We start from the raw sequence: 24318 nt of genomic DNA on the forward strand, positions 1-24318 counted from the left end.
CGAAGCTTGAGAGGATCTGTCCCTAGTACGAGAGGACCGGGATGGACACACCTCTGGTGGACCTGTCGTGGCGCCAGCCGCGCAGCAGGGTAGCTAAGTGTGGAATAGATAACCGCTGAAAGCATCTAAGCGGGAAACTAACCTCAAAACAAGGCTTCGCCGAGAGCCGTGGTAGACCACCACGTTGATAGGCCAGGTGTGGAAGTGCGGCGACGCATGGAGCTTACTGGTACTAATCGCTCGATCGGCTTGATCGTTCTTAGTTGAACTCATGAGCTGCTTTGCAGGCTCTGATGTCTTCTCATCTGATCCGCTTCGTTGACCTGGTGGCTTTGTCGAGAAGTCCCCACCCGATCCCATCCCGAACTCGGTCGTTAAGCTTCTCAGAGCCGATGGTACTTCGTCTTAAGGCGCGGGAGAGTAGGTCGCCGCCAGGTCTACAAAGCGGATCAGGATCCAGAACCCTTCAATTCACGATGCCGGCTTGGCCGGTCCTTGATCGACCGATTTTGACGCGGGATGGAGCAGCCCGGTAGCTCGTCAGGCTCATAACCTGAAGGTCACAGGTTCAAATCCTGTTCCCGCACCCAAAACAGCTGACCCCCGTCACCTCCGTGACGGGGGTTTTGCGTTTCCAGCCCTGAATCTCGGCCTGGATGGCCACGCCAGCGGGTTGCGATCCGGGCTGAGAGTTCGTTTGATGGCGTTCGGGCCTGCCCGGTGGCGTTCCGGTATCCGTGGCCCGGTCACATCGAGGGAGATCGCGGCATGTATCGGCACATCCTGATTCCGACGGACGGTTCGGAGGTGGCGCAGAAGGGCGTTCAGGCGGGCGTGGAACTGGCGAAGGCTCTCGGGGCCAAGGTGACATTCGTCATCGCGTCCGAGCCGTTGCCTGTGTTCACCGATCCGGGGGTCCTGGCGTCCCCCGCCTTCGATATGGCCGCATATAGCGGCGCGCAGGACGAGAACGCCAGCCGGGCCCTCAACGCCGCCAAGGCCGCGGCCGCCGGCGCCGGCGTTGCGGCCGACGGCGTCCATGTGCCTCGCAGCCAGCCCGCCGAAGCCATCCTGGAGACAGCAAAAGCTCAGGGTTGCGACCTGATCGCGATGGCCTCGCACGGTCGGCGCGGTGTCGGACGCCTCCTGCTGGGCAGCCAGGCCTCGGAAGTTGTGACGCGCAGCACGGTCCCTGTGCTCGTCCTGAAATAGGCCTTGGTGTCCCGGATCTGTGCCGGGAGCTGGGGGCGCGTCAGGTGCTGGCCCTCGCGCTAGCTGGCGGTGCGCGCGGGTTCGGCGGCCGGACGGCGCGCGCCGTGGCCGGCTGACCTCGCATGGCCCGTGTTCAGGCGTTCGGGCGCGTGAGCAGGAAGATGGCGACGCAGCAGAGCGTGGCCGCCACGCCACCGAGGATCCACGGGTTGGACAGGGTCAGGGCCAGCAGCCCCCAGCTCGCGGCCATCAGGACGATGGCGGTGGCCTTCGCCTTGGCCGGGATGGCGCCCCGGTCCTGCCAGTCGCGCAGGACGGGGCCGAAGCGCGGATGGTTGCGCAGCCGCTCGGCGAGTTCGGGCGAACTGCGGGCGAAGGCCCAGGCCGCGACCAAGAGGAACGGCGTCGTGGGCAGGACGGGCAGGACCACGCCTGCGGTGGCGAGGCCCACCGCCGCCCACCCGACGGTGCGGTAGATGATGACCTTCACCCGTCGCGGGGCCGTCGCGGTCGGGGCCGTCGCGGTCGGGGGCGGCGGGTCGTGGGGCGGCGGGTCCAGCGGTGGTGTCCTTCCGGAAGGCGGCGGTCAGACGACCTGAGCCACGCGCAGCGAGTTGGTTCCGCCCGAACGGCCGAAGGGGACGCCCGCCACCACCACGATCTCCTCGCGCCGGCGCGCGAAGCCGCTCTTGAGGGCCAGGGCCGCGGCCTGGGATACGGTCTCGGTCATGGTGTGGGTGGTCTCTGACGCCAGCGCATGGACGCCCCACACCAGCGCCATCCGACGGGCGATCTCGATGCTGGGCGTCAGGCCGAGGATGGGCACGTCGGGACGCTCGCGGGCGATGCGGATGGCCGTGCGGCCCGAAAGCGAGAAGGCGGCGATGGCTTTGGCGTCGATGGTCTCGGCCACCTGGCGGGCGGCGGCGCAGATGGCGTCACCCGCCGACTTCTCGGGCGTGGGACGAAGGGCTGCGCGGGCGGCCTTCAGGTCCTCGTCGTCCTCGGTGCGGGCGATGATCCGGTCCATCATCCGCACGGTCTCGACCGGATACTTGCCCGTGGCGCTCTCGGCCGAGAGCATGACCGCATCGGCGCCGTCGAAAACCGCGGTGGCCACGTCGGAGGCCTCGGCCCGCGTCGGAGTCGGGTTCTCGATCATGCTCTCCATCATCTGGGTCGCCACCACGACCGGGCACCCGTGACGGTGGGCGGCCCGGATCAGGCGCTTCTGGATCAGCGGTACATCTTCGGCGGGCAGTTCGACGCCCAGGTCGCCGCGCGCCACCATGATGGCGTCCGAGAGCTGGATCACCTCGTCGATCGACTGGAGCGCGCCGGGCTTCTCGATCTTGGAGAGGATGAAGGCGCGATCGCCCACCAGTTCGCGGGCCTCGGCCACGTCCTCGGGCCGCTGGACGAACGAGAGGCCGATGTAGTCGCAGCCGTGCTCGAGGGCGAAGGCGAGGTCGGAGCGATCCTTCTTCGTCAGCGCCGGGATCGGCAGGGTGAGGCCCGGCAGGTTGACGCCCTTGTGGTCGGAAAGCCGGCCGCCGACGATCACGCGTGTGTCCAGGAACTCGGGCGTCTGGCGCGTGACTTCCAGCCGGATCTTGCCGTCGTCCAGCAGCAGGATCGAGCCTGGAGCGGCCGCAGCCATGATCTCCGGATGAGGTAGCTGGACCCGCTGGCCGTCGCCCGGGCGTTCCTGAAGGTCGAGACGCAGGGTGCGGCCCCATTGCAGGACCACGCCGCCGCCGGCGAAGCGGCCGACGCGCAGCTTGGGGCCCTGGAGATCCGCCAGGATGCCGATGGGCCGGCCGCACTTCTTCTCTATCCTGCGGATGCGGTCGATCACCTCGGCGTGCTGGTCCTGGGCGCCGTGACTGAAGTTGAGGCGGAACACGTCGGCGCCGGTGCGGAACAGCTCCTCGAGGCGCTCGGGGCTGGACGACGCCGGCCCGATGGTGGCGACGATCTTCACCCGCCGGCGGCGCCGGATCGCTTCAGCCACGCGGGCGCTCCCAAGGTCTTCGTGGGTCCGACGTCGAATCCACCGCGCCGAATTTGGCTGTCCCCGGCGCGGGCGGCAAGCAACGGCGGAGCCGCCGGAACGGTTTGCCGGATGTCGGGTTTCGTGCGGCTGGCCCGTCCTCGGGAACCAGGTGACGATCAAAGGAGAGCTCCATGCCCTATGTCGACGGTTTCGTGCTGGCCGTGCCGAAGGCCAACGTGGACGCCTACCGCGCCCTGGCCGAGCTGGCCGGCTCGATCTGGATGGAGCACGGCGCGCTGAGCTACGTGGAATGCTGGGCCGACGACGCGCCCTACGGCGAGCTGACCTCGTTCCCGCGCGCGGTGCAGGCGGCGGACGACGAGATCGTGGTCTTCTCGTGGATCACCTATCCGGACCGGGCCTCGCGCGACGTCATCAACGCCAAGGTGATGGCCGACGAGCGCCTGAAGTCGGGCGATGCGCCGCCCTTCGACGGCAAGCGCATGATCTACGGCGGCTTTCAGAGCTTCGTGAATCTCTGAGGCGTTGGGCGCGAGCGGCGAAGCCGTCTTTGGAACCGCGAACGAACGCGAAGAGACGCGCCGAAGGCGCGGGAAGAAGACCGCCAAGTCGCCAAGGCTGCCAAGAGGCCCGCGGACCGGCTCAGGACGCCTTGGCGCTCTTGGCGTCTTGGCGGTGATATGGGGCGCTGACGCACCCTGGAGCGTCAGGGTCGCATCGGCACACGCCTTGCCCTTCGTGCAGATGCGGTGCAGGCCCGACGCGCAAGCTGCGTAACGGGGCCGCATGACGGCGAATTATCTTGGCCGGGCGGGCGGCGCGCGACAGATAGGGGCGGGGACGCGTACCGGGAGCCGTAAGCCTTGCTATCCGCCGCCGCGCTCGCCCTGGCCGTCGCCCCCGCCCTGGCCGTCCAGGGGGCGGAGCTCCCCCGGATGCCGCCGATCACGCGGGCGCCGCAGATCACCTATCTGGATCGCTCGGGCGGCGTGATCGGCGTTCGTGGCGGGCGCTACGCGCCGCCGGTGGACGTCTCGAAACTGCCCGCGCACGTGCCGGCGGCGTTCGTGGCCATCGAGGACCGCCGCTTCTACCAGCACAACGGTTTCGACCCGCGCGGCATCGCCCGCGCCGTGGTCGACGGGATCGGCGCGGGGCGTCCCACCCAGGGGGCCTCGACGATCACCCAGCAACTCGCCCGCAACCTGTTCCTGACCCAGGAGCGGACGCTGGAGCGCAAGGCCACCGAGCTGGTCTACGCCGTGGAGCTGGAGCGGACCTACACCAAGGCCCAGATCCTCGGCCTCTACCTCAGCCGGGTCTACTTCGGCTCGGGCGCCTATGGGCTGGAGGCGGCGGCCCAGCGCTATTTCAACAAGCCGGCGGCGAAACTCACGCTGAAGGAAGCGGCCATGCTGGCGGGCGTGCTGAAGTCGCCCACGGGTTACAATCCCGTGGATCAGCCCGAGCGTTGCGAGGAGCGGGCCCGCCTCGTGCTCGCGGCGATGGTGGAGACGGGCGCCATCACCGCCGCCCAGCGCGACAAGGGCGCTGCGCAGAAGCCGCGGGTCTGGAAGGCGCCGCCCACGGCGTCCGCACAGTATTTCGTGGACTGGGTGGATACGGAGGTTCGCCGGATGGTCCCCAGGCCGTCCCGCGACCTGGTGGTCGAGACCACGCTCGACAGTGCGATGTCGGCGGCGGCCGGCGCCGCGGCCCAGGCGACGGTGACCCGCTACAAGGCCCAGGCGGCGGAACAGGCGGCGATCGTGGCCCTGGATGGAGGCGGGCGCGTTCGAGCGCTGACGGGGGGCGTGGACCATGCGCGCGCGCCCTACAACCGCGCGGTGACGGCGCGGCGGCAGGCGGGATCGGCCTGGAAGCCCTTCGTGTACCTGACCGCTGTGGAGCAGGGGCTGACGCCCGACACGCCCGTCGTCGACGAGCCGGTGACGATAGCGGGTTGGACGCCCGCCAACTATGAGGCCGGCGCCTTCCTGGGGACGGTGACGCTGGAAACGGCGCTCGCCCGGTCGGTCAACACGGTGGCCGCGCGGCTGGCGGACGAGGCGGGCCGGCCGGCCGTGGCCGCGACGGCGCGACGGCTCGGGATCGCCTCGCCGGTGAACATCGATCCGGCGATGGCGCTGGGGACCAGCCTGGTCTCGCCGCTGGAGATGACCCAGGCCTACGCCGCCTTCGCCAGCGGTGGCGTGCGCGTTCAGGCCTATGGGATCGAGCGAATCCGCTCAGGCGGGCGGACGATCTACCAGAGAAGCACGGGCGCCCCGGCCCAGGCGGTCGCCAATCCGGCGCTGAGCGAAATGAACCGCATGCTGCGCACGGTGATGACCGCGGGCACCGGCGGGCGGGCGCGCGTGCCGGGCTACGACCTGGCGGGGAAGACCGGTACGACGTCGGACTACAAGGACGCCTGGTTCTGCGGCTACACCGGCGGCTTCGCGAGTTGCGCCTGGATGGGGCGCGACGATGCGCGGCCGATGGCCCGGATCAGCGGAGCGACGGCGCCGGCCGAGATGTGGCGCGCCTTCATGACCGCCGCCCTCCCGAAGGTTCCGCGCCAGGCCATACCGCCCGGCCCCCCCGCGCCCGAGCGGCCCGAGCCGCCGGATGCCGGCGCCTTCCAGGCGGAGCCCGAGACCGGGGTTCCGGCCGAGGAAGATGCGACACCGGTCTTCTGAGCCCGGGGGTGGGGCTTTGTGGACGCCCCCGGTGACGTCACCTCACGAGGCCTACTTCGGGCGCTCCAGCGTGGGCCAGGTCACACCGAGCTGGTCCAGGTAGGTGGGATAGCGGGTCTCGTCGTAATAGAGCGGCCGCATCTGGGGCCGGTAGCGGGCCATGATGTCGGCGTTGATCTCGATCGGCGGCTTGTCGGCGGCCGAGATCATCGGAACGTACGCCTCGTCCTTCTGCTGGACATCGGTGAAGTAGGCCTTGGCCGCCTTTCGCAGGTCGGGGCGAAGCAGCAGGTCCAGGGTGGTCGCGGCCACCACCTTGGCGCCGGCGACGACGCCGTCGTGGGCGATCGGGGTCGCCATTGCGATGGCGCTGGACCAGGCGTGGCCGGGCAGGCCGGGGATGTTGGCCGGATAGAGGATGGTGATGGTGGGGGCGACCCAGGAGACGTCGCCGATGTCGTCCGAGCCGCCGCTCTCGGGCTTTTCGGGCGGCGGCTGGAGCTTGCGCAGTTCGGTGGCGAGGCCGTCCCGCCGTTCGGCGCCGATCTCTTGTTGCACCGCCTTGGCGAAGGCCTGCTGGTCGGCGGTCCACTTCGGAAGGCCCACGGCCTGGATGTTGGCGTAGGCGGCTTCGGCCATCGGCCGGTTGAAGTGGCGCGGCGCGGCCGTGCCCAGGATGCGGCGCTCGACCGTGGTGTCGGTCATCATCGCCGCGCCGTCGGCGATACGGTTGCCGACCTCGTAGAGGGCGGAGATGCCTTTGAAGTCCTGCTCGCGGAAATAGTACCAGACCTTCGCCACCTGCGGGACGACGTTGGGCTGGTCGCCGCCGTCCGTGACGACGTAGTGCGAGCGCTGTTCGGGCCGGATGTGTTCGCGACGGAACTCCCAGCCGATGTTCATGAGCGACACGCCGTCCAGGGCCGAACGCCCCATCCAGGGCCGGCCCGCCGAATGGGCCGAGGCGCCGCGGAACGTATATTCGACCGAAACGAGGCCGGTGCCGCTGGTAGGGCCCCAGGCCGTGGCCAGATTGTCGCCGACATGGGTGAAGATCACCGCGTCCACGTCCTTGAAGACGCCGTCGCGCACCATGTAGGCCTTGCCCGCCAGCAACTCCTCGGCGACGCCGGGCCAGAGCATCAGCGTGCCGGGGATGCCGTCGCGGACCATCAGTTCCTTGACGGCCAGGGCGGCCACGACGTTGACGGCGTTGCCCGAGTTGTGGCCCTCGCCGTGGCCCGGCGCCCCCTCGACCTGGGGCTGGCGCCAGGGAATACCCGGCGTCTGGGAGGCTTTCGGGATGCCGTCGATGTCGGTGCCGATGGCGATCACCGGTCCGCCCTGACCGCTGGTCCAGGTGGCGATCCAGCCGGTCGGCAGGCCTGCGACGCCGCGCCGGACGGTGAAGCCGTTGTCTTCGAGAATCTTCGTGATGTAGGCCGAGGTCTCGACCTCGTGGAAAGCCAGCTCGCCGAACGAGAAGATCTTGTCGTTCATCTGCTGAGCGAGCTTCGCCCGGGCGTCGACGCCGGCGATAGCCTGCTTCTTGAGCACCGGCAGGGGTGCGGCGTGCGCCGCGGTCCCCAGCAGGATGGCGGCCAGGACGGTGGCTGCGGACTTCAGGATCGGTGTCGGCATGGCGTCTTTCCCCGCGCGTGCGGGACGTCGGCCCGCCGAGAGACGACCTTAGCGCAGGCGTGGGCGGGGGCCAGGGCGGTCGGCAGGAACGCGGCGAGAGACTTTAAGGCGGTCGCGGTCTTCCGCGCGGGGCGCGCAGCGGATTACATGCGTGGCGCCGTTGCGCCGCCGCGCCGGCCGATCCTGTCCGCCCCGGAGACGCCCGCATGGCCCGCGACCGCCTGTTCACCCTCAATGCGATGATGGACCAGGGGGTCATCCCGGTCTTCTACCATGCCGACCCGGCGGTCTGCGTGGGGGTGATCCAGGCCTGCGCCAACGGTGGGGCCAAGTGCGTGGAGTTCACCCATCGGGGTGATTTCGCCGCCGAGGTCTTCCTTGAGGTGACGCAGCACTTCGCGAAGGCCGACCCGACCGTGGTGATGGGCGTGGGGTCGATCGTGGACGCGCCGACGGCGGCGCTCTACCTGGCCAACGGCGCGAACTTCGTGGTGGGTCCGCTGCTGAACCCCGAGGTGGCCCGGCTCTGCAATCGCCGCATGATCCCCTACAGCCCCGGCTGCGCCACGCCCTCCGAGATCGGTCAGGCCCATGAACTCGGCTGCGAGATCGTGAAGATGTTCCCCGGCGGCTCGGTGGGCGGGCCCGACTTCGTCAAGGCGGTGCTGGGGCCGATGCCCTGGACCCGGATCATGCCGACCGGCGGCGTGGACGTGACCGAGGAGTCACTGAAGCCGTGGTTCGACGCCGGCATCGTCGCCTGCGGCATGGGTTCGAACCTGATCACCAAGGCTCTTCTGGACGCCGGCGACTATGCGGGCCTGGAAGCGCGGGTGGCCGAGACCGTCGCGCGGGTCCGGGCGATCCGCGGACGATGACCGGTTCGGGCGATGACAGGTTTGAACGGGGCCCGGTGAGGCTGCGACGGGCGACCCAGGCCGGATCGGGCGGCGATCCGGCGGAAGGAGCCCCGCGTCTGCGTGGCCCCGCGGCGGCGGTCTCGGGTGACAGCGCCCGGATGGCGGCGCCTTGAGTTCTGTCGACACGATCCTGTTTCTGCTGCTGGCGGTGGTGATCAGCGGCTCGCTCGCGCGCCTGATCCGGTTGCCGCTTCCACTCGTCCAGGTGGGCCTTGGGGCGATGATCGCCCTGTCTTCGGTCCCCACGGTCGAGCTTCAGCCCGAGCTGTTCTTCCTGCTCTTCCTGCCGCCGCTCCTGTTCCTCGACGGGTGGCGGATCCCCAAGGCCGACCTGCTCCGTGACCGGGCGATGGTGCTGGAACTGGCCATCGGCCTGGTCGTCCTGACGGTCCTGGGAGTGGGCCTGATGATCCATTGGATGATCCCGGCCATGCCGCTGCCGGTCGCGTTCGCCCTGGCGGCCGTCATCTCGCCCACCGACCCCATCGCCGTGTCGGCCATCGCGTCCCGCACGCCCATTCCCCGTCGGGTCATGCACATCCTCGAGGGCGAGGCGTTGCTCAACGACGCGTCGGGCCTCGTGTGCATGCGCTTCGCGGTGGCGGCGATGCTCACGGGGGCCTTCGTGATCCAGGACGCCGTCCTCACCTTCGCCTGGCTTGCCGCAGGCGGCATAGCGGTGGGTGTGGGCGTCACCTGGGCCGTATCGGTCGCGAAAGGATGGCTGACGCGCAGGCTGGGCGAAGACACCAGCGCCCAGATCCTCATCAGCCTCCTGATCCCCTTCGGCGCGTACATCGCGGCCGAACACCTCCAGTGTTCGGGCATCCTGGCGGCGGTGGCCGCGGGCGTGACCATGGGGTTCACCGAGCAGACGGGCCGGGCGCTGGCGGTCACGCGCGTGCGCCGGGCCGCTGTCTGGGACGTGGTCCAGTTCGCCGCCAACGGCGTCATCTTCGTGCTGCTCGGCGAGCAGATGCCGGGCCTGCTGGGCAAGGCCAGCGAGACGGTGCGCGCCACGGGGCATGCCGAGGTGTGGTGGCTCGCCGTCTACGTGCTGGCGATCAGCCTGGCGCTGGGCGCCATGCGGTTCGCATGGGTGTGGGCCTCGTTGCGCCTGACCTGGTTCCGGGCCCGGCGCCGCGGAGAGCGACCGCAGCGCGTGAGCCTGCGGCTGGTGGCGGCGATGTCGCTGGCGGGCGTACGGGGCGCGATCACCTTGGCCGGTGTCCTGACGCTGCCCCTGGCGATGGCCGACGGCTCGGCGTTCCCGGCGCGCGATCTCGCGATCTTCCTGGCGGGCGGCGTCATCCTCGTCTCGCTGGTCGTCGCCAGCCTGGGCCTGCCCCGTGTGCTGCGAGGGCTGGAGCCGCCGCGCGAGCCCTCGCACCAGGTCGAGATCGATCAGACGCGCGTGGCGGCGGCGCAGGCCGCGATCCGGGCGATCGAAACGGCCCAGCACGACCTGAGCGCGGGCCGCGACGACACCGACCTCTATATCGACGCCGCCTCACGGATCATGGAGCTCTATCGCGACCAGATCGACGGCCGGATGGGGACGCCCGAGGCGGCGGCGGCCTCCCGCCGGACCGAACAGATCGAGCGCCAGCTTCGGCTCGTCGGGTTGCAGGCGGAGCGGGACGAGATCTTCCGGCGCGCGCGGGCCCGAGAGATCGAAGACGAACCGGCCCGGAAACTCGTGCGCGATATCGACCTGCTGGAAGCGCGCTACACCGGCTGAGGCTCCCGGCCACGCCTCGATCCGCCGGCGCTTCCGGGGGACATGGCGTCGGCCTCCTCCGGATCAGGGTGCGACGCTGGCGGGAAGATGGGCGTCCGGCATTGCGATTCCTGTCTCTCGCACGATCATGGCTGACGGCCCACGGCCGTACGCTATGCTGGCCCTCTCGGCCCAAGCCAGTCCACCGAGGAACCCATGATGGACATGACGCCGGCGGCTGCCGTCGCCCGGGGGGCGGGAGACGCCGTCCGCTATCTGGAGGACCTGCTGGACGAGGTGATCGCCTACCTCGACGGTGAGGAGGCGGCGGCTCTCGTGCGCCGCGCCCGCGAGACGGCCGGCCAGGATGACGAAGAGGCGCTGGAGGCCCTGTTCTCGGGCCTGCGTCCGGATCAGGCGGTCTATCTGGCGCGCGCCTTCACTTGCGCCTCGATGCTGTCGAACCTGGGTGAGGACGTGGCCGGTCGCCGCCGCGCCATCGAGGCCGAGGAAAATCCCGGAGAGCTGCCGCGCACCCTGGCCGAAGCGGTGGACCGGCTGGGCGAGCGGACGGCCGCTCGCCTCGTGACGAAGATGGCCGTGGCCCCGGTTCTGACCGCCCATCCCACCGAGGTGCGTCGCCGCGCGGTGGTGGAGCGGGAGGCCGAGATCGCGCGGCTGATGTCGCTGCGCACCCACCGGCTGCCGACGCACGTCGAGCGGCGTCTGCGCGAAGACCTGTTCCGCGAAGTGGCCCTGCTCTGGAAGGCGCGGATGCACCGGCCCGAGCGCATCAGCCCCGCCGACGAGATCCGCAACTCGCTGGCCATCGTGCGCCGGTCGATCCTTCCGGCCCTGACCGAGATCTATGATGGCTGGAGCGAGCGGTTCGAGACCGCGACGCCGCTGCGGCTGGGGTCCTGGCTGGGCGGCGACCGTGACGGCCATCCGGGGGTCAACGGCGAGACCCTAAGGCTGGCGCTGCGGTCGCAGGCGCGGCTGATCCTGAATCACTATTTCGACGAGGTGCGGAGGCTGTGGTTCGACCTCGCCGTGACCTCCGAACTGGCGCCGGCGAGCCCCGGGGTGATCGCCCTCGCCCAGGCCTCCGCAGACCCCTCGGTGCATCGCCAGGACGAGCCCTATCGCCAGGCGTTGCAGGAGGTGTCGGACCGGCTCTCGGCCACCACCGATCGCCTGGCGGGAACCGCCTGGGGCAGCCGGTCGCCGGCCTATGCGAGCGCCGCCGAGTTCGTGGCCGACCTGGAGACTCTCCGTCAGTCGATCCGCAAGCACCTGGGCGAGCGGGCTGTGGGCGCACGGCTGCGCACCCTCATCGCGCTGGCGCGGGCCTGCGGGTTCCACCTGCTGTCGCTGGATCTGCGCCAGAACGCCGACGTCCACGAGCGGATGATCCATGAGCTGTACGTCCGGGCCAGCGTCAACATCGACTACCTGGGCTCGGACGAGACCGAACGGGTGCGGGTGCTGACCAAGGAGCTTTCCCACGACCGGCCGCTCCGCTCGCCGTTCCTGGACTACAGCGACGAGACCATGCGCGAACTGGCCACGCTGGACGCCGCGGCGGAGGCCGTGCGGCTGTACGGCGAGCGGGCGCTGGGCGCCTACGTCGTCTCGAAGACCGCAACCCTGTCCGACATCCTGGAGCCGCTGGTCCTGATGAAGCAGGCGGGCTTGGTGCAGGGCGGCGAGAAAGGCCGCAGCGCGGTGCGCGTCACGCCGCTGCTGGAAACCATCGCCGACCTGGAGAACGGGCCCGACCTGCTGGAACAGTGGCTGGACGCTGCGGTCCCCGAGGCGATGTTCGGTGAACCCGGCCGGCGCGAGGTGATGCTGGGTTACTCGGACTCCAACAAGGACGGCGGCTATGTGGCCTCGCGCCACAACGTCGCCAAGGCGGCCCAGGCGCTGTCGGCGGCGGCGCGGGCGCGGGGCGTGGAGCTGTCGTTCTTCCACGGGCGCGGCGGCTCGGTGGGCCGCGGCGGCGGGCCGGCGGCCGAGGCCGTAATGGCCCAGCCGCCCGGCACGGTGAGGGGGCGCATGCGCCTGACCGAGCAGGGCGAGATGATCTCGCGCCGGTTCGGCGACCAGCCCACCGCCCGGCGGAACCTGGAGAGTCTGGCGGGGGCTGTCCTGATGGCCAGCGCCCGGCCCGACGACGCCCGGCCCGTCGCCCCGGCGCTGGAGACCCTGGCCCAGGCGTCGTTCGGCGCCTATCGCGCGCTGATCTACGACGACGCCGGCTTCGAGGCGTTCTTCTGGGGCGCCACGCCGATCGCCGAGATCGTGGGCCTGAACATCGGCAGCCGACCGGCGTCGCGCACGCCCAGCCGGCGGATCGAGGATCTGCGGGCGATCCCCTGGGTGTTCTCATGGTCCCAGGCGCGCTTCATGCTGCCGGCTTGGTTCGGCTTCGCGGGCGGCGCGCGACGGGCGGGCCTGGACGCGTCGGCCCTGCGCGAGTTGACCGAGGATCAGGTGTTCGCCAGCCTGGTCTCCAACATGGAGGTAGCCCTGGCCCAGTCCGACATGGCCATCGCGGCGAAATATGCCGCCCTGCATCCGGCCGGCCGGGCGATCTTCGAGGCGATCCGGGCCGAGCATGGCGCGGCCGTTGAACTGGTGCTGGCGATCCGGGGCGGAACGCGGCTGCTCGACAACCACCCGGAGATGGCCGAGTCGGTGGCGCTGGCGGCCGAGGTGGTGGACCCGCTGAATCACCTGCAACTCGAACTCCTCGCCCGGCGACGCGCCGGCGACGAGGACCCCCAGATCAAGCTGGCCATCCAGCTCACCGTGGCGGGGATCGCGTCCGGCCTGCGCAACACGGGCTGACGCCGCCGCGACTTCGCCATATGCCCGCCGTGAAGCTGGTCCAACGGGGCGCCATGCGCAGCAGCCTGATCCTCGTCGCCGTCCTCCTCGCGCCCCCTGTGGCGGCGGCCGACCCCGTGCAGGAGGCGCGCTCGGCCACGGGCGCATGCCTGTCGGCGATCCTGGAGGGTGCGCCGGTCGGGGATATCGACGGCAGCGACGTCTCGATCCGTCGCGGCCAGGACCCGGTGAGCTGCACCGTCCGGGTGACGGCCGGCGAGCCCGTGGTCATCAAGGACGTGGTGCAGTCGGCCATCAAGCGGCGCAGCGAGATCTTCGCGCCCGCACGCACCGCCTGGGAGCCTGGCGACTGGGCCTCGCGTGAGACGTGGTGCAACCTTCCGGGGCGCCGCGCCGTCTCGGTCTTCGTCAGTACGGCCAAGCCGGGCCGCCAGCCCGTGCTGACCGCCACCGTGTTCGAGGCGGAGACACGCGACGCGCGCTGCGACCGGGACCTGGGCGTGCAGCCCGTCACGACCGCCGAGGCCGAGGCGCCGACCGCCGATCCGGTGATCCAGACCCCGGCGTCGGCCGCCAGGCCCGAGGCCAAGAAGCGCTGGCTGCCCCGCCTGCCGGGCCTGGGGAAGCCGGGCCTGGGCAAGAAGGACTGACGCGCGGGCCGGACCGTCACCCCAAGGGCGCCGTCCCGGTTTCGCCGCCAGGCGACGCTCAGGCGTTGCGCGCCATCAGGCCCCCGTCGACGGGGATGGTGACGCCGGTGATGTAGGAGGCGGCCGGCAGGCAGAGGCTGAGCGTCATGTGCGCCACCTCCTCGGGACGGCCGTAGCGGCGCAGGGCCGTGCGGCGCCTGGCGAAGGTCTGTTTGTCGGCCTCCGAGATGGCCTCGGTCATCCCGGTGAGGATAGGGCCGGGGCAGATGCAGTTGACGGTGATCCCCTCGGGGCCCAGCTCGACGGCGAGCGCCCGGGTGAGGCCGGTGACGGCGGCCTTGGCGGCGGAATAGGGGCTGTCGCGGCTGGTGGCACCCAGGGCCTCGGTCGAGGCGATATTGACGATCCGCGGCGCCTCGGATTGGCGCAGGTAAGGCAGGGCGGCGCGGACGACGCGCTGGTGCGAGGTGACCAGCACGTTCATCGCCCGACTCCAGATATCGTCGTAATTTTCGGAATCTATGGGTGAAAAGGCCGATATCCCGGCGTTGTTCACGACGATGTCCAGCCGTCCGAACTTCAGCGCGACGGAATCGACGGTGTCCTGGATCGCCTGCGGGTCCGAGACGTCGAGCGCCCAGGCCTCGGCGCTGCCGCCCGACTGGCGGATGGCCTCGGCCACGGGGGCGGCGGTCTCCAGCTTCAGGTCGGTGACGGCCACGTGGGCGCCCTCGGCGGCGAAGACCTCGGCGGTGGCCTTGCCCATGCCGGAGGCGGCGCCCGTGACGAGGACGACGGCGTCGGCGACGGATCGGGTGGTCATGTGTCTAGCGTCCCTGGAAAACGGGCGGCCGCTTCTCGAGGAAGCTGGCGACGCCCTCCTTGTGGTCTTCGGTCTGCATCAGCAGGCGGATCTTCTCGATGGCCCAGGCCCCGATCTCGCGCGGGTCGCCGTAGGCGTACTTCGACAGCCCGGCCTTCAGGTGGCGCACCGCCAGCGGCGGGTTGGCGGCGATCCGGCCGGCCAGCGCCCGGGCGGCGGGCAGGAGGTCCTCGTGCGGCGTCACCTGGGTCACCAGCCCGATCCGCAGGGCCTCGGCCGCGTCGATCACGTCGCCGGTGAAGAGGAGTTCGGCGGCCTTCGCCGGGCCGACGATGGCCGGCAGGCGATAGAATCCGCCGACGTCGCAGACCAGGCCGCGCTTGACGAACAACTCGCCGAACCTGGCCTGTTCAGAGGCGATGCGGATGTCGGCGAACAGGGCCAGCTCCATCCCCCAGCCCACGGCCGCGCCGTTGACCGCGGCGATGATCGGCTTGTCGCACTCCAGGGCCGCGAGGGCGGCCGGGGTGGCGGTGAAGGTGACCGGCATGGGCGCGCGCGACACCGGCTTCGGCCCGGCCATGATCTCGCCCACGTCGTCGCCGGAACAGAAGGCGGGGTCGGCGCCCGTGACGATCAGGCAGCGCACCTCGGGATCGGCCGCGGCCGCGCGCAGGCCCTGCTCCAGCTCGTCATAGGCGGGATAGTTCAGCGCGTTGCGGCGATGCGGCCGGTTCAGCGTGATCGTCGCCACATGGTCCTCGAGCGTCACCCGGGTGTGCTCGAAGCGGGCGCTCTTCTCGGTCAGCGAGACCATCGGCGCATCCTCCCGCGGCCAGTGTTCGCGCCGGCCGCAGGCGGGTCAACGGTGACCTCGGGGCAGGCGCGCGCCGGCTCAGCTCAGGCCGTGGGCCTTGGCGCGGGCGACGTGGTCGCGGCGGATCTTCAGTAGGGGGTTCGGCGTCGGCTCGGCCACCTTGCGCAGCCGGTTGCGGTCCAGATGGTGGAACGGCTCCTCGCGGCCGCGCACCTGGAGCACGGTGTCCGAGACGTAGCTCCAGTCGCCGTCGGGATGCAGCGTGACGTCCAGTGTGTAGGCGTCGGTGCGGAACGCCGCCTCAAGGAAATCCGTCGAGCAGATTCCGTAGCCAGGGCCGCCACGTCGGGCTTCCACGACGATGCGGTCGGCGTCGGGTGCGGCATGACCGCTGGCCAGCGCCACCTGTCCGCGCGGAATGGAAAGGGTCTGCATCACCAGTCCGGTGGCCGGTTCCCACAGCCAGTGGCCGACCTGATCGTGGAACGTGGTGTCCTCGTCGCTGGCGACGATGTGCACGTGGTAGCGCAGGCCGTAGAAGAGTTGCGGGCCGTTTGGCTGCGGGTCGATCGGCTGCATCTCGATGCGTTCGAGATACGATCTCTGTTCAGGTCCGTCGGCCTTGGGGTTCAGGTCGACCCCCTTGAGCCCCTCCCAGATCCCCGCCAGCCGGCGCAGGGGCCCGAGGTTGGCCAGGGTGTCGGGATCGATGTCCTCCGGCTCGGTGAAGATGTCGTCGGGAAAGTCGTGCATGTCGCCCTCCAATGGCCGGATCGCCCCAGATCTCCGGTTAGCGACTTGGCGGCCCGGCGCAAGCGCCTGGCTCGGATGCGACCCTGCCGCATGGTCATGCTTGCCACGTCGGGCGCCCGGGACGAAGCATGGCGGCCAAACAGGCGTTCGGGAGGCGTTCATGCCGGAGTTCCGTACGATCGACGCGGGCCAGGTGAAGATCCGCGCGGCGATCGAGGGCGAGGGGCCGCTGGTGGTCATGGTCCACGGCTTCCCCGAGAGCTGGTGGTCCTGGCGCGACCAGATCGGGCCGATCGCGCAGGCGGGCTACCAGGTGGCCGCCATCGATGTGCGCGGCTACGGCGGCTCGGACAAGCCGCATCCGATCGAGGCCTACGACATGGAGGCCCTGACCGGCGACGTGGCAGGGGTGATCGACGCGCTGTCGGGCGACGGCAAGGGCATAATCATCGGCCACGACTGGGGCGCGCCCATCGTCTGGAACACGGCGCTCTCGCGGCCCGAGAAGATCCGGGCGGTGGCGGGGCTGTCCGTACCATTCACGGGCGTGCCGCAGCGGCCGTTCACGGAGATCTTCAGGGAGGCGTTCACCGACAAGGGGATCTTCTTCTACCAGGCCTGGTTCCAGAACGTCGGCCCGCCCGAAGCCGAAGCCGAGGCCGATGTGCGCGGCTTCCTGCGCAAGTTCTACTACGGCATCTGCGGCGACGCGCCGGACGGAACGTGGCCGATGAAGAAACACGGTGCCTCCCTGCTGGAGGGCATGGTCGATCCCGATCCCTTCCCGGCCTGGCTGACCGGCGAGGAGCTGGATTACTACGTCGCCGAGTTCGAGGGCTCGGGCTTCCGCGGGCCGATCAACCGCTACCGCAACCACGAGCGCGACTTCGCCTGGCTGCAGCAGTTCAAGGGCCGCAAGCTGGAGATGCCGACGCTGCTGATCGGCGGCGACCGCGACCCGGCGTTCAACGGCTTCGGCCGCATCCCCGACCCCGGCGCCCTGATGCGCGCCTTCGTGACCGACCTGCGCGGCGTCCACGTGCTGCCGGGCTGCGGGCACTGGACCCAGCAGGAGCGGCCCGACGCGGTGACCACACTCCTGCTCGACTGGCTGAAAGGGCTTTGACCATGGCCGACCTCGAACTGCGCCAGGACGGCGAGGTGGTCTGGGCCACCATGAACCGGCCCGACCGGCTGAATGCGTTGAGCCGCAACCTTGTGAAGGAACTGCGCGAGTTCTTCGTGGACCTCTACTGGCGGCGCGACGTGCGGGTGGTGGTGCTGTCGGGCGCGGGCCCGGCGTTCTGCGCCGGGCTGGACCTGAAGGAGCGCGGCGACCCGCAGGGCTCACGCTCGATCGGGGCGGGGCTGACGCGCCAGCGCGAGATCAGCGAGATCGTCATCGCCATGCGGCGCTGCCCGCAGCCGATCATAGCCTGCGTGGACGGCGCGGCGGCGGGCGGCGGTTTCGCGCTGGCGCTGGCGTCCGACGTGCGGATCGCCACGCCGAAGACGCGGATGAACGCCGCCTTCATCCGCATCGGCCTGTCGGCCTGCGACATCGGGGTGAGCTACTTCCTGCCGCGGATGGTGGGCTCGTCGGTGGCGGCGGAATACATGCTGACCGGCCGCTTCATCGACGCCGCGCGGGCCTACGAGCTGGGCCTGGTCAGCCGGGTGGTCGAGCCCGGCCAGATGGCGGCCGAGGCGCAGGGGTTCGTGGACGACATGCTCCACGCCACGCCGCTGGGCCTGCGCCTGACCAAGGAGGCGCTGAACCACGCCATCGACGCCCAGGGGCTGGAAGCCGCCATCGCCATGGAGGACCGCAACCAGATCCTGGCCAGCTCCGACGGCGACTTCCAGGAGGGCGTCCAGGCGTTCCTGGAGAAGCGCAGGCCGCAGTACGCGCGGCGGGAGGGGTAGCCCGTGCTCGGACGCCCTTGGCGCGTCAGCGCCGCTACCGAACCGCCAAGACGCCAAGTTCGCCAAGATGCTGTTAGCGACCCAACCTCTTGGCGTCCTTGGCGTCTTGGTGGTGAATGACTGCGCCTGCGGCGCGCGTTGCCGGCCGGAAGGCAGGAGACTGACCCATGATCGAGCTGTGGCACTGTCCGGATGCGCGGTCGTTCCGGCCGCTGTGGGCGCTGGAGGAGCTGGGGCTGAACTACCGGCTGCACCTGCTGCCGTTCCCGCCGCGGGTGCGCGAGCCGGCCTATCTGGAGGTCAATCCGCTGGGCACCATCCCGGCCATGAGGGACGGCGAGACCTTCATGACCGAGAGCTCGGCCATCGTGCAGTACCTGGCGACCCGCTACGGCCCGAGCGACCTGGCCGTGGGCGTGGACGACCCGGCCTATGGCGCGTGGCTCAACTGGCTGCATTTCGGCGAGGCGACGCTCACGTTCCCGCAGACGCTCGTGCTGCGCTACCGCCAGTTCGAGCCGGGCAAGGCCGATGCGGCGGCCGACGACTACGCCCAGTGGTTCCTCAGCCGGCTGCGGCACGTGGACCGGGCGCTGGCCAGGGGCGACTGGCTGTGTGCCGGGCGGTTCACGGCGGCAGATATTTCCGTGGGTTACGCCCTTCTCCTCGCGCGGCAACTGAAGCTGGACGCGAAGTTCTCGCCGGCGATCCAGGCCTATTGGACGCGCCTCTCCGAGCGAGCCGCGTTCAAGGCCGCCAAGGCCGCCCAGAAGATGGACCTGTCGGAGGCGCTGCGGTCGTGATCCGGCTCTACGACCATCCGCTCTCGCCCTACGCCCAGAAGGTCAAGATCGCGCTGCGCGAGAAGGGCCTGGCGTTCGAGGCGGAGATGCCCGGCGGCCTGGGCGCCGGGGGAGCCGGCGGCGAGTTCGTGGCCGCCAGCCCGCGGGCCGAGGTGCCGGCGCTGGTCGACGGCGACGTGCGGATCTTCGATTCCACGATCATCCTGGAGTACCTGGACGACGCCTATCCCGAGCCGGCTATGCGCCCCGCCGCGGCGGCCGACCGCGCCCGCGTGCGGATGCTGGAAGAGGTGATGGACACCCACTACGAGGCCATCAACTGGGGCCTCTCCGAAATCCGCTGGTTCCGGCGGGCCGAGGGCGCGGCGGCCGAGGCGCTGACGGCGGCGGCGCGGCGCCAGACCGCCGGCTTCCACGCCTGGCTGGAGGGCCAGTTGGGCGCGCGGGAATGGTTCAACGGCGAGGCCTTCGGCTGGGGCGACCTTGCGGTCGCGCCCTATCTGAACGGCTCGGTGGGCCACGGCCATCCACCGCCCGAGGGCTCGAGGCTGGCCGCCTGGCTGGCGCGGGCCAATGCGCGGCCTTCGGTGGCGGCCTGCGCCGCCGACATCGCCCGCCTGAACGCCGGCGGCGCCACCCTGCCGAACGTGGCCGAGATGGTGGAGAAGGGCCTCTTCAAGCGCGAGTACCGCGACCACCGCCTGGAGTGGATGGTCAAGTCCGGCGGCCTCGAGGTGGTGGCCAAGGGGCTGGAGCGCGACAACATCCGCTTCGCGCCCGATTTCGGCTGACGGGCTCGGCCCCGGCGGCTTCTGCGAACGGCGCGTTCGTGAATTTTTTACCAGATCCGCCGGGCGGGTGACCCGTGGCTGATGTTTTGGGCGCCTTCCTCTCATGAAGCGGCCTTTCTTCGGGGGCCGCGATCCCTTGGGTGGAGGTGTGGAGATGAAGCGTCTTGGAGCGATCTTCGGGAGCGTGATCCTGCTGGCGGCGGGCACGGCGGCGCAGGCCGCCACGGTCGTGGTCGACGTGCCAGGCAAGGCGAACCCCTTCCTGGCGGGCAAGCCGGACGGCTACGCCTGCTGCGGCGACACCGCGCCGAACGCGAGCCCGATCCTGGCGCTGATCGACTTCGACACGAGCGGGGTCATCACCTTCTCCGCGATCGGGGGTTTCAACTTCAGCGGCGGAACGCCGGTCGCGTCGGCGGACGGCAACGGCGGAACGGTGAACATGGCCAACAATCCGGTGACCGGCATTGCCGGCGCGGACGGGGTGCGGTGGAACGCGCTGGTCGGCGTCTTCCTGAACGACGACGGGCCTATCGCCAATGACCCGCCGGCGCGGTTCGCGACCGGCCAGATGGGCGCCGCGACCATCTCGCCGGTGCTCAACCAGATCTTCTGGATCGGCGACGGGCTGACGGGGACGGGAATCGGCGACGTGCAGCAGTTCTTCGCGCCGGAGGGGGCCACGCGGCTCTACCTCGGGTCGACCGACGGGTCGGGCTGGTTCAACAACAGCGGCGTCTCCCAGGTGACGATCACCTACACGGCGCTTCCGACCAACGGCGGCGGCGTGGTGCCGGAGCCTTCGACCTGGGCCATGATGATCCTGGGCTTCGGTGCGGCCGGTGCGATGCTGCGCCGCCGGAGCGGTCCGGCGTGGGCCTAGCCTAGGGTTCGAGCAGCAGCTCCTCGGCCACGAGGTCGGGGTGTGAGGCGTGGAGGAAGCGGCCGCCGTCCTCCACGCACACGCGGCGGTGGCCGGGCAGGGCCGCCTCCCAAAGCGCATCGGCGTCACCGGGGCGGTAGAGCACGTCGTGCGCGCCGATCAGGCGGGTCCAGCGCGCGCCGTCGGCGAGTGGCGGGGGCGCCCAGGTCAGGTAGTTGCGCTGCTCGAAGACGAAGCCCCAGGTGGACTTCAGCGGCGCCAGGCGCGCGGATTCCACATAGTCGTCCACGACCTCGGCGCGGGTCATCAGAGCTGTGTCGGGCGCGCTGCCCTTCAGGGCGTCGCGGGTCAGCCGTTCGTAGACCTTCGGGCTGGCCCGCTGGGCCAGGAAGCGTGCGAGGGGCTCGATCAGGTGCGGGTGGCGCATGAAGGTGCGCTTGGCCCCGTTCAGGAACCCGTCCCAGCGGCTGTCGAAGGCGTAGGGTGTGAAGGGGTTCACCAGCACCACGCGCTGCAGGCGCTCCGGGCAGCGCTGGCCGAGCATCATGACCAGGTACTCCCCGCCGCGGGCGAGGATGCGGACGCGCTTGAGGTCGAAGGCGTCCATGACGGCCAGCACGTCGTCGACCGCTGTCTCGGGGCCGTCGCGCAGCGGCGGGTCGGTCAGGCCGAAGCCCGGGCGTTCGATGGCGATGGGGCGCAGGCCGCGCGCGTGGAGGGCCCGCACCAGCCCCCGGTCCAGCAGGCTGCCCGTCGTCGCGGTATGGAACAGGAGGACGGGTTCGCCGCTGGTCGGCCCGAAGTCGGAGAGGGCGATCTTGCCCGCGCCGTCCGGCCGGTTGACGAAGCGGAGCGGCCGCAGCGCGCCCCATGAGGCGCCGACCGTCATGTTGGGATTGGCGGCCAGGCCCATCAGCACCACGGCCTCGGTGGTCAGCCGGCTGAGGTCGGTGGCGCTGCGCAGGTCGAAGCGGTCGAACAGGAGCTTCAGCTCGTCCTTGATCGTGTGCTCGCTGATCCGCAGCGTGGCCGCCGCCTCGCTGCGGGTCAGGCCCAGGGCCAAGAGGACGCAGGCCGAGGCGGCCCGTTCCGAAAGTCCCAGCGCGGCGGCCAGCGCCGGCGCCTGGTCGAGCTGCAGGTCGCCGCCGCCGACGGCGGCGTGCAGCAGGCGCACGAGGTCGGCCTGGCGCGCCGCCCCGGCCTTGCGCAGCGCGAGCTTGAGCGCCTTGCGCGCCGTCTCGTAGCCGCAGCCGGCGCGGCGGGCGGCCTCCACGAGGTCGCCGCCCGAGATCAGGCCCAGCATCACGCGGGCCTCCAGCGGCGTGAGGCGCCAGCTGTCGAGCGCCCGTCCCGCGACGTGGCGATCTTCGAACGGGCGATAGCCGATGACGGCGAAAGCGCCGGGCGCTGCCGTCAGGATCGTCCGCGCCTCGTCCGGCAACGGCCAGGCGTCGGCGGTTTGGATCGAGGCGGCGAGGATCACCGTCGTCGCGCCGTCGCACGTCGCCAGCGGGGCCAGGACGGGTCCGCCGCCGCCGCGCAGGGCGTTCGAGGCGGCCTCGGCGGCCTCGTCCGCGTCGAACCAGTCGGCGAAACGCGCATCGCGCGCCACGATGCCGCCCCGGCGGTCGAACACCCCGACGGCGAGCGCGCGCGCAGGCAGGGTGACCGGCGCGCCGCCGATCCGCGGCTGCGCAGGTTCAATGGACCGGTCAACGGCGCGGAGGAACCGCGCGGCCTCCGCGTCGCCGGATTCGAGATCCGATGCTGTCCGCGCCATGTCGGGGCCATTGGAGCGCCCCCCGGAGTCCAGTTCAAGGAACATCACTCCCTACGTGCAAGACGGGCGCCGCCGCGGCAGGCGTCCACGCCCGTTGACGTGGCGTCGCCGTTGAACCCGGACGCGGTTGGCATAGGGTTGCTCGCAAACCCCCAAGGGAGGACGGGCATGAGCCCCGCCGACGATCGGGCCGCTCCGGCGGCCGGCGCGACGCTGCCGCCGTTCAAGGACCTGCCTCAGAAGGCGCCGGACGTCTCGGTGGAGAGGAAGGCCGACGGTACGTACTACATCCGCTCCAACCACCCGCCGGGCGCCGGTCCGCGCTCGATCGCGCATCTGCTGGCGGAAAAGGCCGCGGCCCATCCCGACCGTCCGTTCATCCTGCAGCGGGCGCCAGGGCACGGGCCCTGGCGAGGCGTGACCTATGGCGAAGCGCTGCGGGCGGCCGAGGGGATCGCCCAATGGCTGCTGGACCGCGGCCTGGGTGCGACGGACAGCGTGCTGGTGCTGTCGGCCAATTCGGTCGAGCATGCGCTGGTCATGCTGGGCGGCTATGCGGCCGGCGTCCCGGTGGCGCCGATCAGCCCGGCCTACAGCCTGATCTCGACCGACCATGCCAAGCTGAAGCACTGCTTCGCCACGGTCAGGCCCAAGGTGGTGTTCGCGGCCGACAGCGCGATGTTCGCCCGCGCCTTCGAGACCCTGCGGGCGCTGGACCTCGGCCTCACCTTCGTCACCGTGGACGGTGGGGCGGGCACGATCCCGCTGTCCGAGCTGACCGCGACCCCGCCGACGCCGGCCGTCGCGGCGGCGCGCGAGGCGCTGACCCACGCCACCGTGGCCAAGTACCTCTTCACCTCGGGCTCGACCGGGATGCCCAAGGGCGTGCCGCAGACGCACGGCATGTTCGCCGGGGTGATCGCGGGCGCCGAGGGTCTGCGCGCCGAGCCGGCCGATCCCGACCTGGTTCCCCAGGTGCTGGAGTGGATGCCCTGGAGCCACATCTCGGCCGGCAACATCGGCTTCAACGGCGCCATGTGGGCCGGCGCCACGCTGCATCTCGACGAAGGCAAGCCCATCCCTGGCCTCTTCGAGACCACCATCAAGAACCTGTACGAGATCTCGCCCATGACGTTCGGCTCGGCGCCGGTGGCGTTCGGGATGCTCGTCGAGGCGATGGAGACGGACCCGGTCCTGCGGAAGAGCTTCTTCCGCAACATGCGCAGCATGGGCTACGGCGGCGCAACACTCTCGACCGACGTGTCCGAGCGGCTGCAGGCGCTGGCCATCGCCGAGACCGGCTTTCGCATCCCGCTGGTGACCATGTACGGCGCCACCGAGACGCAAGGGATCACGGTGGTCCACTGGATCACGGAGAAGGTGGGGCTGATCGGCCTGCCTCTGCCGGGCATCACGCTCAAGCTGGTCCCGAACGGCTCGAAGCTGGAGGTGCGGGTCAAGGGTCCGACCGTCACCACCGGCTATCACAACGACCCCGAGAAGACCGCTGCGGCGTTCGATGAGGAAGGTTTCTACAAGCTGGGCGACGCCTGCCGATTCCTGGATCCGGACGATCCGGCCCAGGGCCTGGTGTTCGACGGCCGGGTGACCGAGGACTTCAAGCTGGATTCCGGCACCTGGGTCTCGGTGGGGACCCTGCGCCCCGACCTGGTGGCCGCTTGCACGCCCTTTGCCTTCGACATGGTGATCGCCGGACAGGACAAGCCCTTCGCCGCCGCCCTGATCTGGCCGTCACCGGCGGCCCTGGCCGGGCTGGGCGCCGATCCGCTGCCGAAGCTGGCCGAGGTGCTGCGCGAACGGATCGTGGCGTTCAACCGCGCCGCCGGCGGCTCGTCGCGGCGCATCGCGCGCTTCACGATCATGGCCGAGCCACCGTCGATCGACGCCGGCGAGATCACCGACAAGGGCTATGTGAACCAGCGCGCCGTGCTGGAGCGGCGTCAGGCTCTCGTGGGCGGGCTCTACGCCGACCCGCCCGGGCCGGGCGTGGTCGTGGTCTGACG

Annotated in this window: 20 protein-coding genes, 1 tRNA gene and 2 rRNA genes; 16 read left to right on the forward strand and 7 right to left on the reverse strand. The window is 70.6% G+C overall.

From position 1 onward, the window contains the following. The 4 genes from WG212_RS21785 to WG212_RS21800 all read left to right on the forward strand — a co-directional run. Nucleotides 1–257: ribosomal RNA gene (locus tag WG212_RS21785) — 23S ribosomal RNA — on the forward strand; the annotation flags it as partial. Between the two features lie 65 nt (nucleotides 258–322). Then, nucleotides 323–437: ribosomal RNA gene (gene rrf / locus WG212_RS21790) — 5S ribosomal RNA — on the forward strand. 76 nt (nucleotides 438–513) lie between these two features. Continuing rightward, nucleotides 514–590, forward strand: a tRNA-Met gene (locus WG212_RS21795). Nucleotides 591–768: 178 nt separating this feature from the next. After that, on the forward strand, nucleotides 769–1212 hold the full coding sequence (locus WG212_RS21800; protein ID WP_337189220.1) for a universal stress protein: 444 nt from the start codon (nucleotides 769–771) through the stop codon (nucleotides 1210–1212). Between the two features lie 133 nt (nucleotides 1213–1345). On the opposite strand, the gene WG212_RS21805 is transcribed toward WG212_RS21800, so the two are convergent. Continuing rightward, the gene (locus WG212_RS21805) at nucleotides 1346–1702 is read right to left on the reverse strand and encodes a YbaN family protein (protein ID WP_337189221.1); all 357 of its coding nucleotides are present in this window, start codon (nucleotides 1700–1702) and stop codon (nucleotides 1346–1348) included. Between the two features lie 96 nt (nucleotides 1703–1798). Beyond that, on the reverse strand, nucleotides 1799–3226 hold the full coding sequence (pyk, locus tag WG212_RS21810) for a pyruvate kinase (RefSeq protein ID WP_337189222.1): 1428 nt from the start codon (nucleotides 3224–3226) through the stop codon (nucleotides 1799–1801). 173 nt (nucleotides 3227–3399) lie between these two features. Between pyk and WG212_RS21815 the strand changes: the two genes are divergently transcribed. After that, a complete protein-coding gene (locus WG212_RS21815; protein WP_337189223.1) occupies nucleotides 3400–3750 on the forward strand; it encodes a DUF1428 family protein in 351 nt (116 codons plus the stop codon). Nucleotides 3751–4092: 342 nt separating this feature from the next. Continuing rightward, complete coding sequence (locus WG212_RS21820; protein WP_337189224.1) at nucleotides 4093–5931, forward strand: PBP1A family penicillin-binding protein; 1839 nt, start codon at nucleotides 4093–4095, stop codon at nucleotides 5929–5931. 51 nt (nucleotides 5932–5982) lie between these two features. Here WG212_RS21820 and WG212_RS21825 read toward each other — a convergent pair whose 3' ends face one another. Beyond that, the gene (locus WG212_RS21825; protein ID WP_337189225.1) at nucleotides 5983–7572 is read right to left on the reverse strand and encodes an amidohydrolase; all 1590 of its coding nucleotides are present in this window, start codon (nucleotides 7570–7572) and stop codon (nucleotides 5983–5985) included. 206 nt (nucleotides 7573–7778) lie between these two features. Between WG212_RS21825 and WG212_RS21830 the strand changes: the two genes are divergently transcribed. From WG212_RS21830 to WG212_RS21845, 4 genes are all read left to right on the forward strand, one after another. Continuing rightward, nucleotides 7779–8450 (forward strand): bifunctional 4-hydroxy-2-oxoglutarate aldolase/2-dehydro-3-deoxy-phosphogluconate aldolase, encoded by a 672-nt coding sequence (locus WG212_RS21830; protein WP_337189226.1) that lies wholly within the window; start codon nucleotides 7779–7781, stop codon nucleotides 8448–8450. Nucleotides 8451–8601: 151 nt separating this feature from the next. Beyond that, entirely contained in the window at nucleotides 8602–10233 is a 1632-nt protein-coding gene (locus tag WG212_RS21835; protein WP_337189227.1) for a Na+/H+ antiporter, read from the forward strand. Nucleotides 10234–10428: 195 nt separating this feature from the next. After that, nucleotides 10429–13068, forward strand: coding sequence for a phosphoenolpyruvate carboxylase (gene ppc / locus WG212_RS21840; RefSeq protein ID WP_337189228.1), 2640 nt, complete (start codon nucleotides 10429–10431; stop codon nucleotides 13066–13068). Nucleotides 13069–13097: 29 nt separating this feature from the next. Further along, nucleotides 13098–13718: a hypothetical protein gene (locus WG212_RS21845; protein ID WP_337189229.1), complete on the forward strand. Its 621-nt coding sequence runs from the start codon at nucleotides 13098–13100 to the stop codon at nucleotides 13716–13718. A gap of 58 nt (nucleotides 13719–13776) precedes the next feature. Here the strand turns inward: WG212_RS21845 and WG212_RS21850 are convergent, their stop codons facing one another. From WG212_RS21850 to WG212_RS21860, 3 genes are all read right to left on the reverse strand, one after another. Further along, nucleotides 13777–14541 carry an SDR family NAD(P)-dependent oxidoreductase gene (locus WG212_RS21850; protein ID WP_337189230.1) on the reverse strand — a complete coding sequence of 255 codons (765 nt, stop codon included), beginning with the start codon at nucleotides 14539–14541 and terminating at the stop codon, nucleotides 13777–13779. Nucleotides 14542–14545: 4 nt separating this feature from the next. Then, entirely contained in the window at nucleotides 14546–15358 is an 813-nt protein-coding gene (locus tag WG212_RS21855) for an enoyl-CoA hydratase-related protein (protein ID WP_337189231.1), read from the reverse strand. A 78-nt stretch (nucleotides 15359–15436) separates the two neighbouring features. Further along, nucleotides 15437–16111, reverse strand: coding sequence for a heme-binding beta-barrel domain-containing protein (locus WG212_RS21860; RefSeq protein ID WP_337189232.1), 675 nt, complete (start codon nucleotides 16109–16111; stop codon nucleotides 15437–15439). Nucleotides 16112–16271: 160 nt separating this feature from the next. On the opposite strand from WG212_RS21860, the gene WG212_RS21865 reads away from it, so the two are divergent. From WG212_RS21865 to WG212_RS21885, 5 genes are all read left to right on the forward strand, one after another. Further along, nucleotides 16272–17237 carry an alpha/beta hydrolase gene (locus WG212_RS21865; protein WP_337189233.1) on the forward strand — a complete coding sequence of 322 codons (966 nt, stop codon included), beginning with the start codon at nucleotides 16272–16274 and terminating at the stop codon, nucleotides 17235–17237. A 2-nt stretch (nucleotides 17238–17239) separates the two neighbouring features. After that, a complete protein-coding gene (locus WG212_RS21870; RefSeq protein ID WP_337189234.1) occupies nucleotides 17240–18037 on the forward strand; it encodes an enoyl-CoA hydratase/isomerase family protein in 798 nt (265 codons plus the stop codon). 167 nt (nucleotides 18038–18204) lie between these two features. After that, nucleotides 18205–18840, forward strand: coding sequence for a glutathione S-transferase family protein (locus WG212_RS21875; RefSeq protein WP_337189235.1), 636 nt, complete (start codon nucleotides 18205–18207; stop codon nucleotides 18838–18840). Beyond that, nucleotides 18837–19631, forward strand: coding sequence for a glutathione S-transferase family protein (locus tag WG212_RS21880; protein WP_337189236.1), 795 nt, complete (start codon nucleotides 18837–18839; stop codon nucleotides 19629–19631). Before WG212_RS21875 ends, WG212_RS21880 begins: the two co-directional genes overlap by 4 nt. Before the next feature lie 154 nt (nucleotides 19632–19785). Next, nucleotides 19786–20514, forward strand: coding sequence for a PEPxxWA-CTERM sorting domain-containing protein (locus WG212_RS21885; RefSeq protein WP_337189237.1), 729 nt, complete (start codon nucleotides 19786–19788; stop codon nucleotides 20512–20514). Between the two features lies 1 nt (nucleotide 20515). Here WG212_RS21885 and WG212_RS21890 read toward each other — a convergent pair whose 3' ends face one another. Then, nucleotides 20516–22339, reverse strand: coding sequence for an alpha/beta hydrolase (locus tag WG212_RS21890; protein WP_337189238.1), 1824 nt, complete (start codon nucleotides 22337–22339; stop codon nucleotides 20516–20518). 123 nt (nucleotides 22340–22462) lie between these two features. Between WG212_RS21890 and WG212_RS21895 the strand changes: the two genes are divergently transcribed. Continuing rightward, a complete protein-coding gene (locus WG212_RS21895) occupies nucleotides 22463–24316 on the forward strand; it encodes an AMP-binding protein (protein ID WP_337189239.1) in 1854 nt (617 codons plus the stop codon). Nucleotides 24317–24318: the final 2 nt, after the last annotated feature.

Source organism: Phenylobacterium sp. (genome assembly GCF_037189685.1).
In the GTDB taxonomy this organism is placed as follows: domain Bacteria; phylum Pseudomonadota; class Alphaproteobacteria; order Caulobacterales; family Caulobacteraceae; genus Phenylobacterium.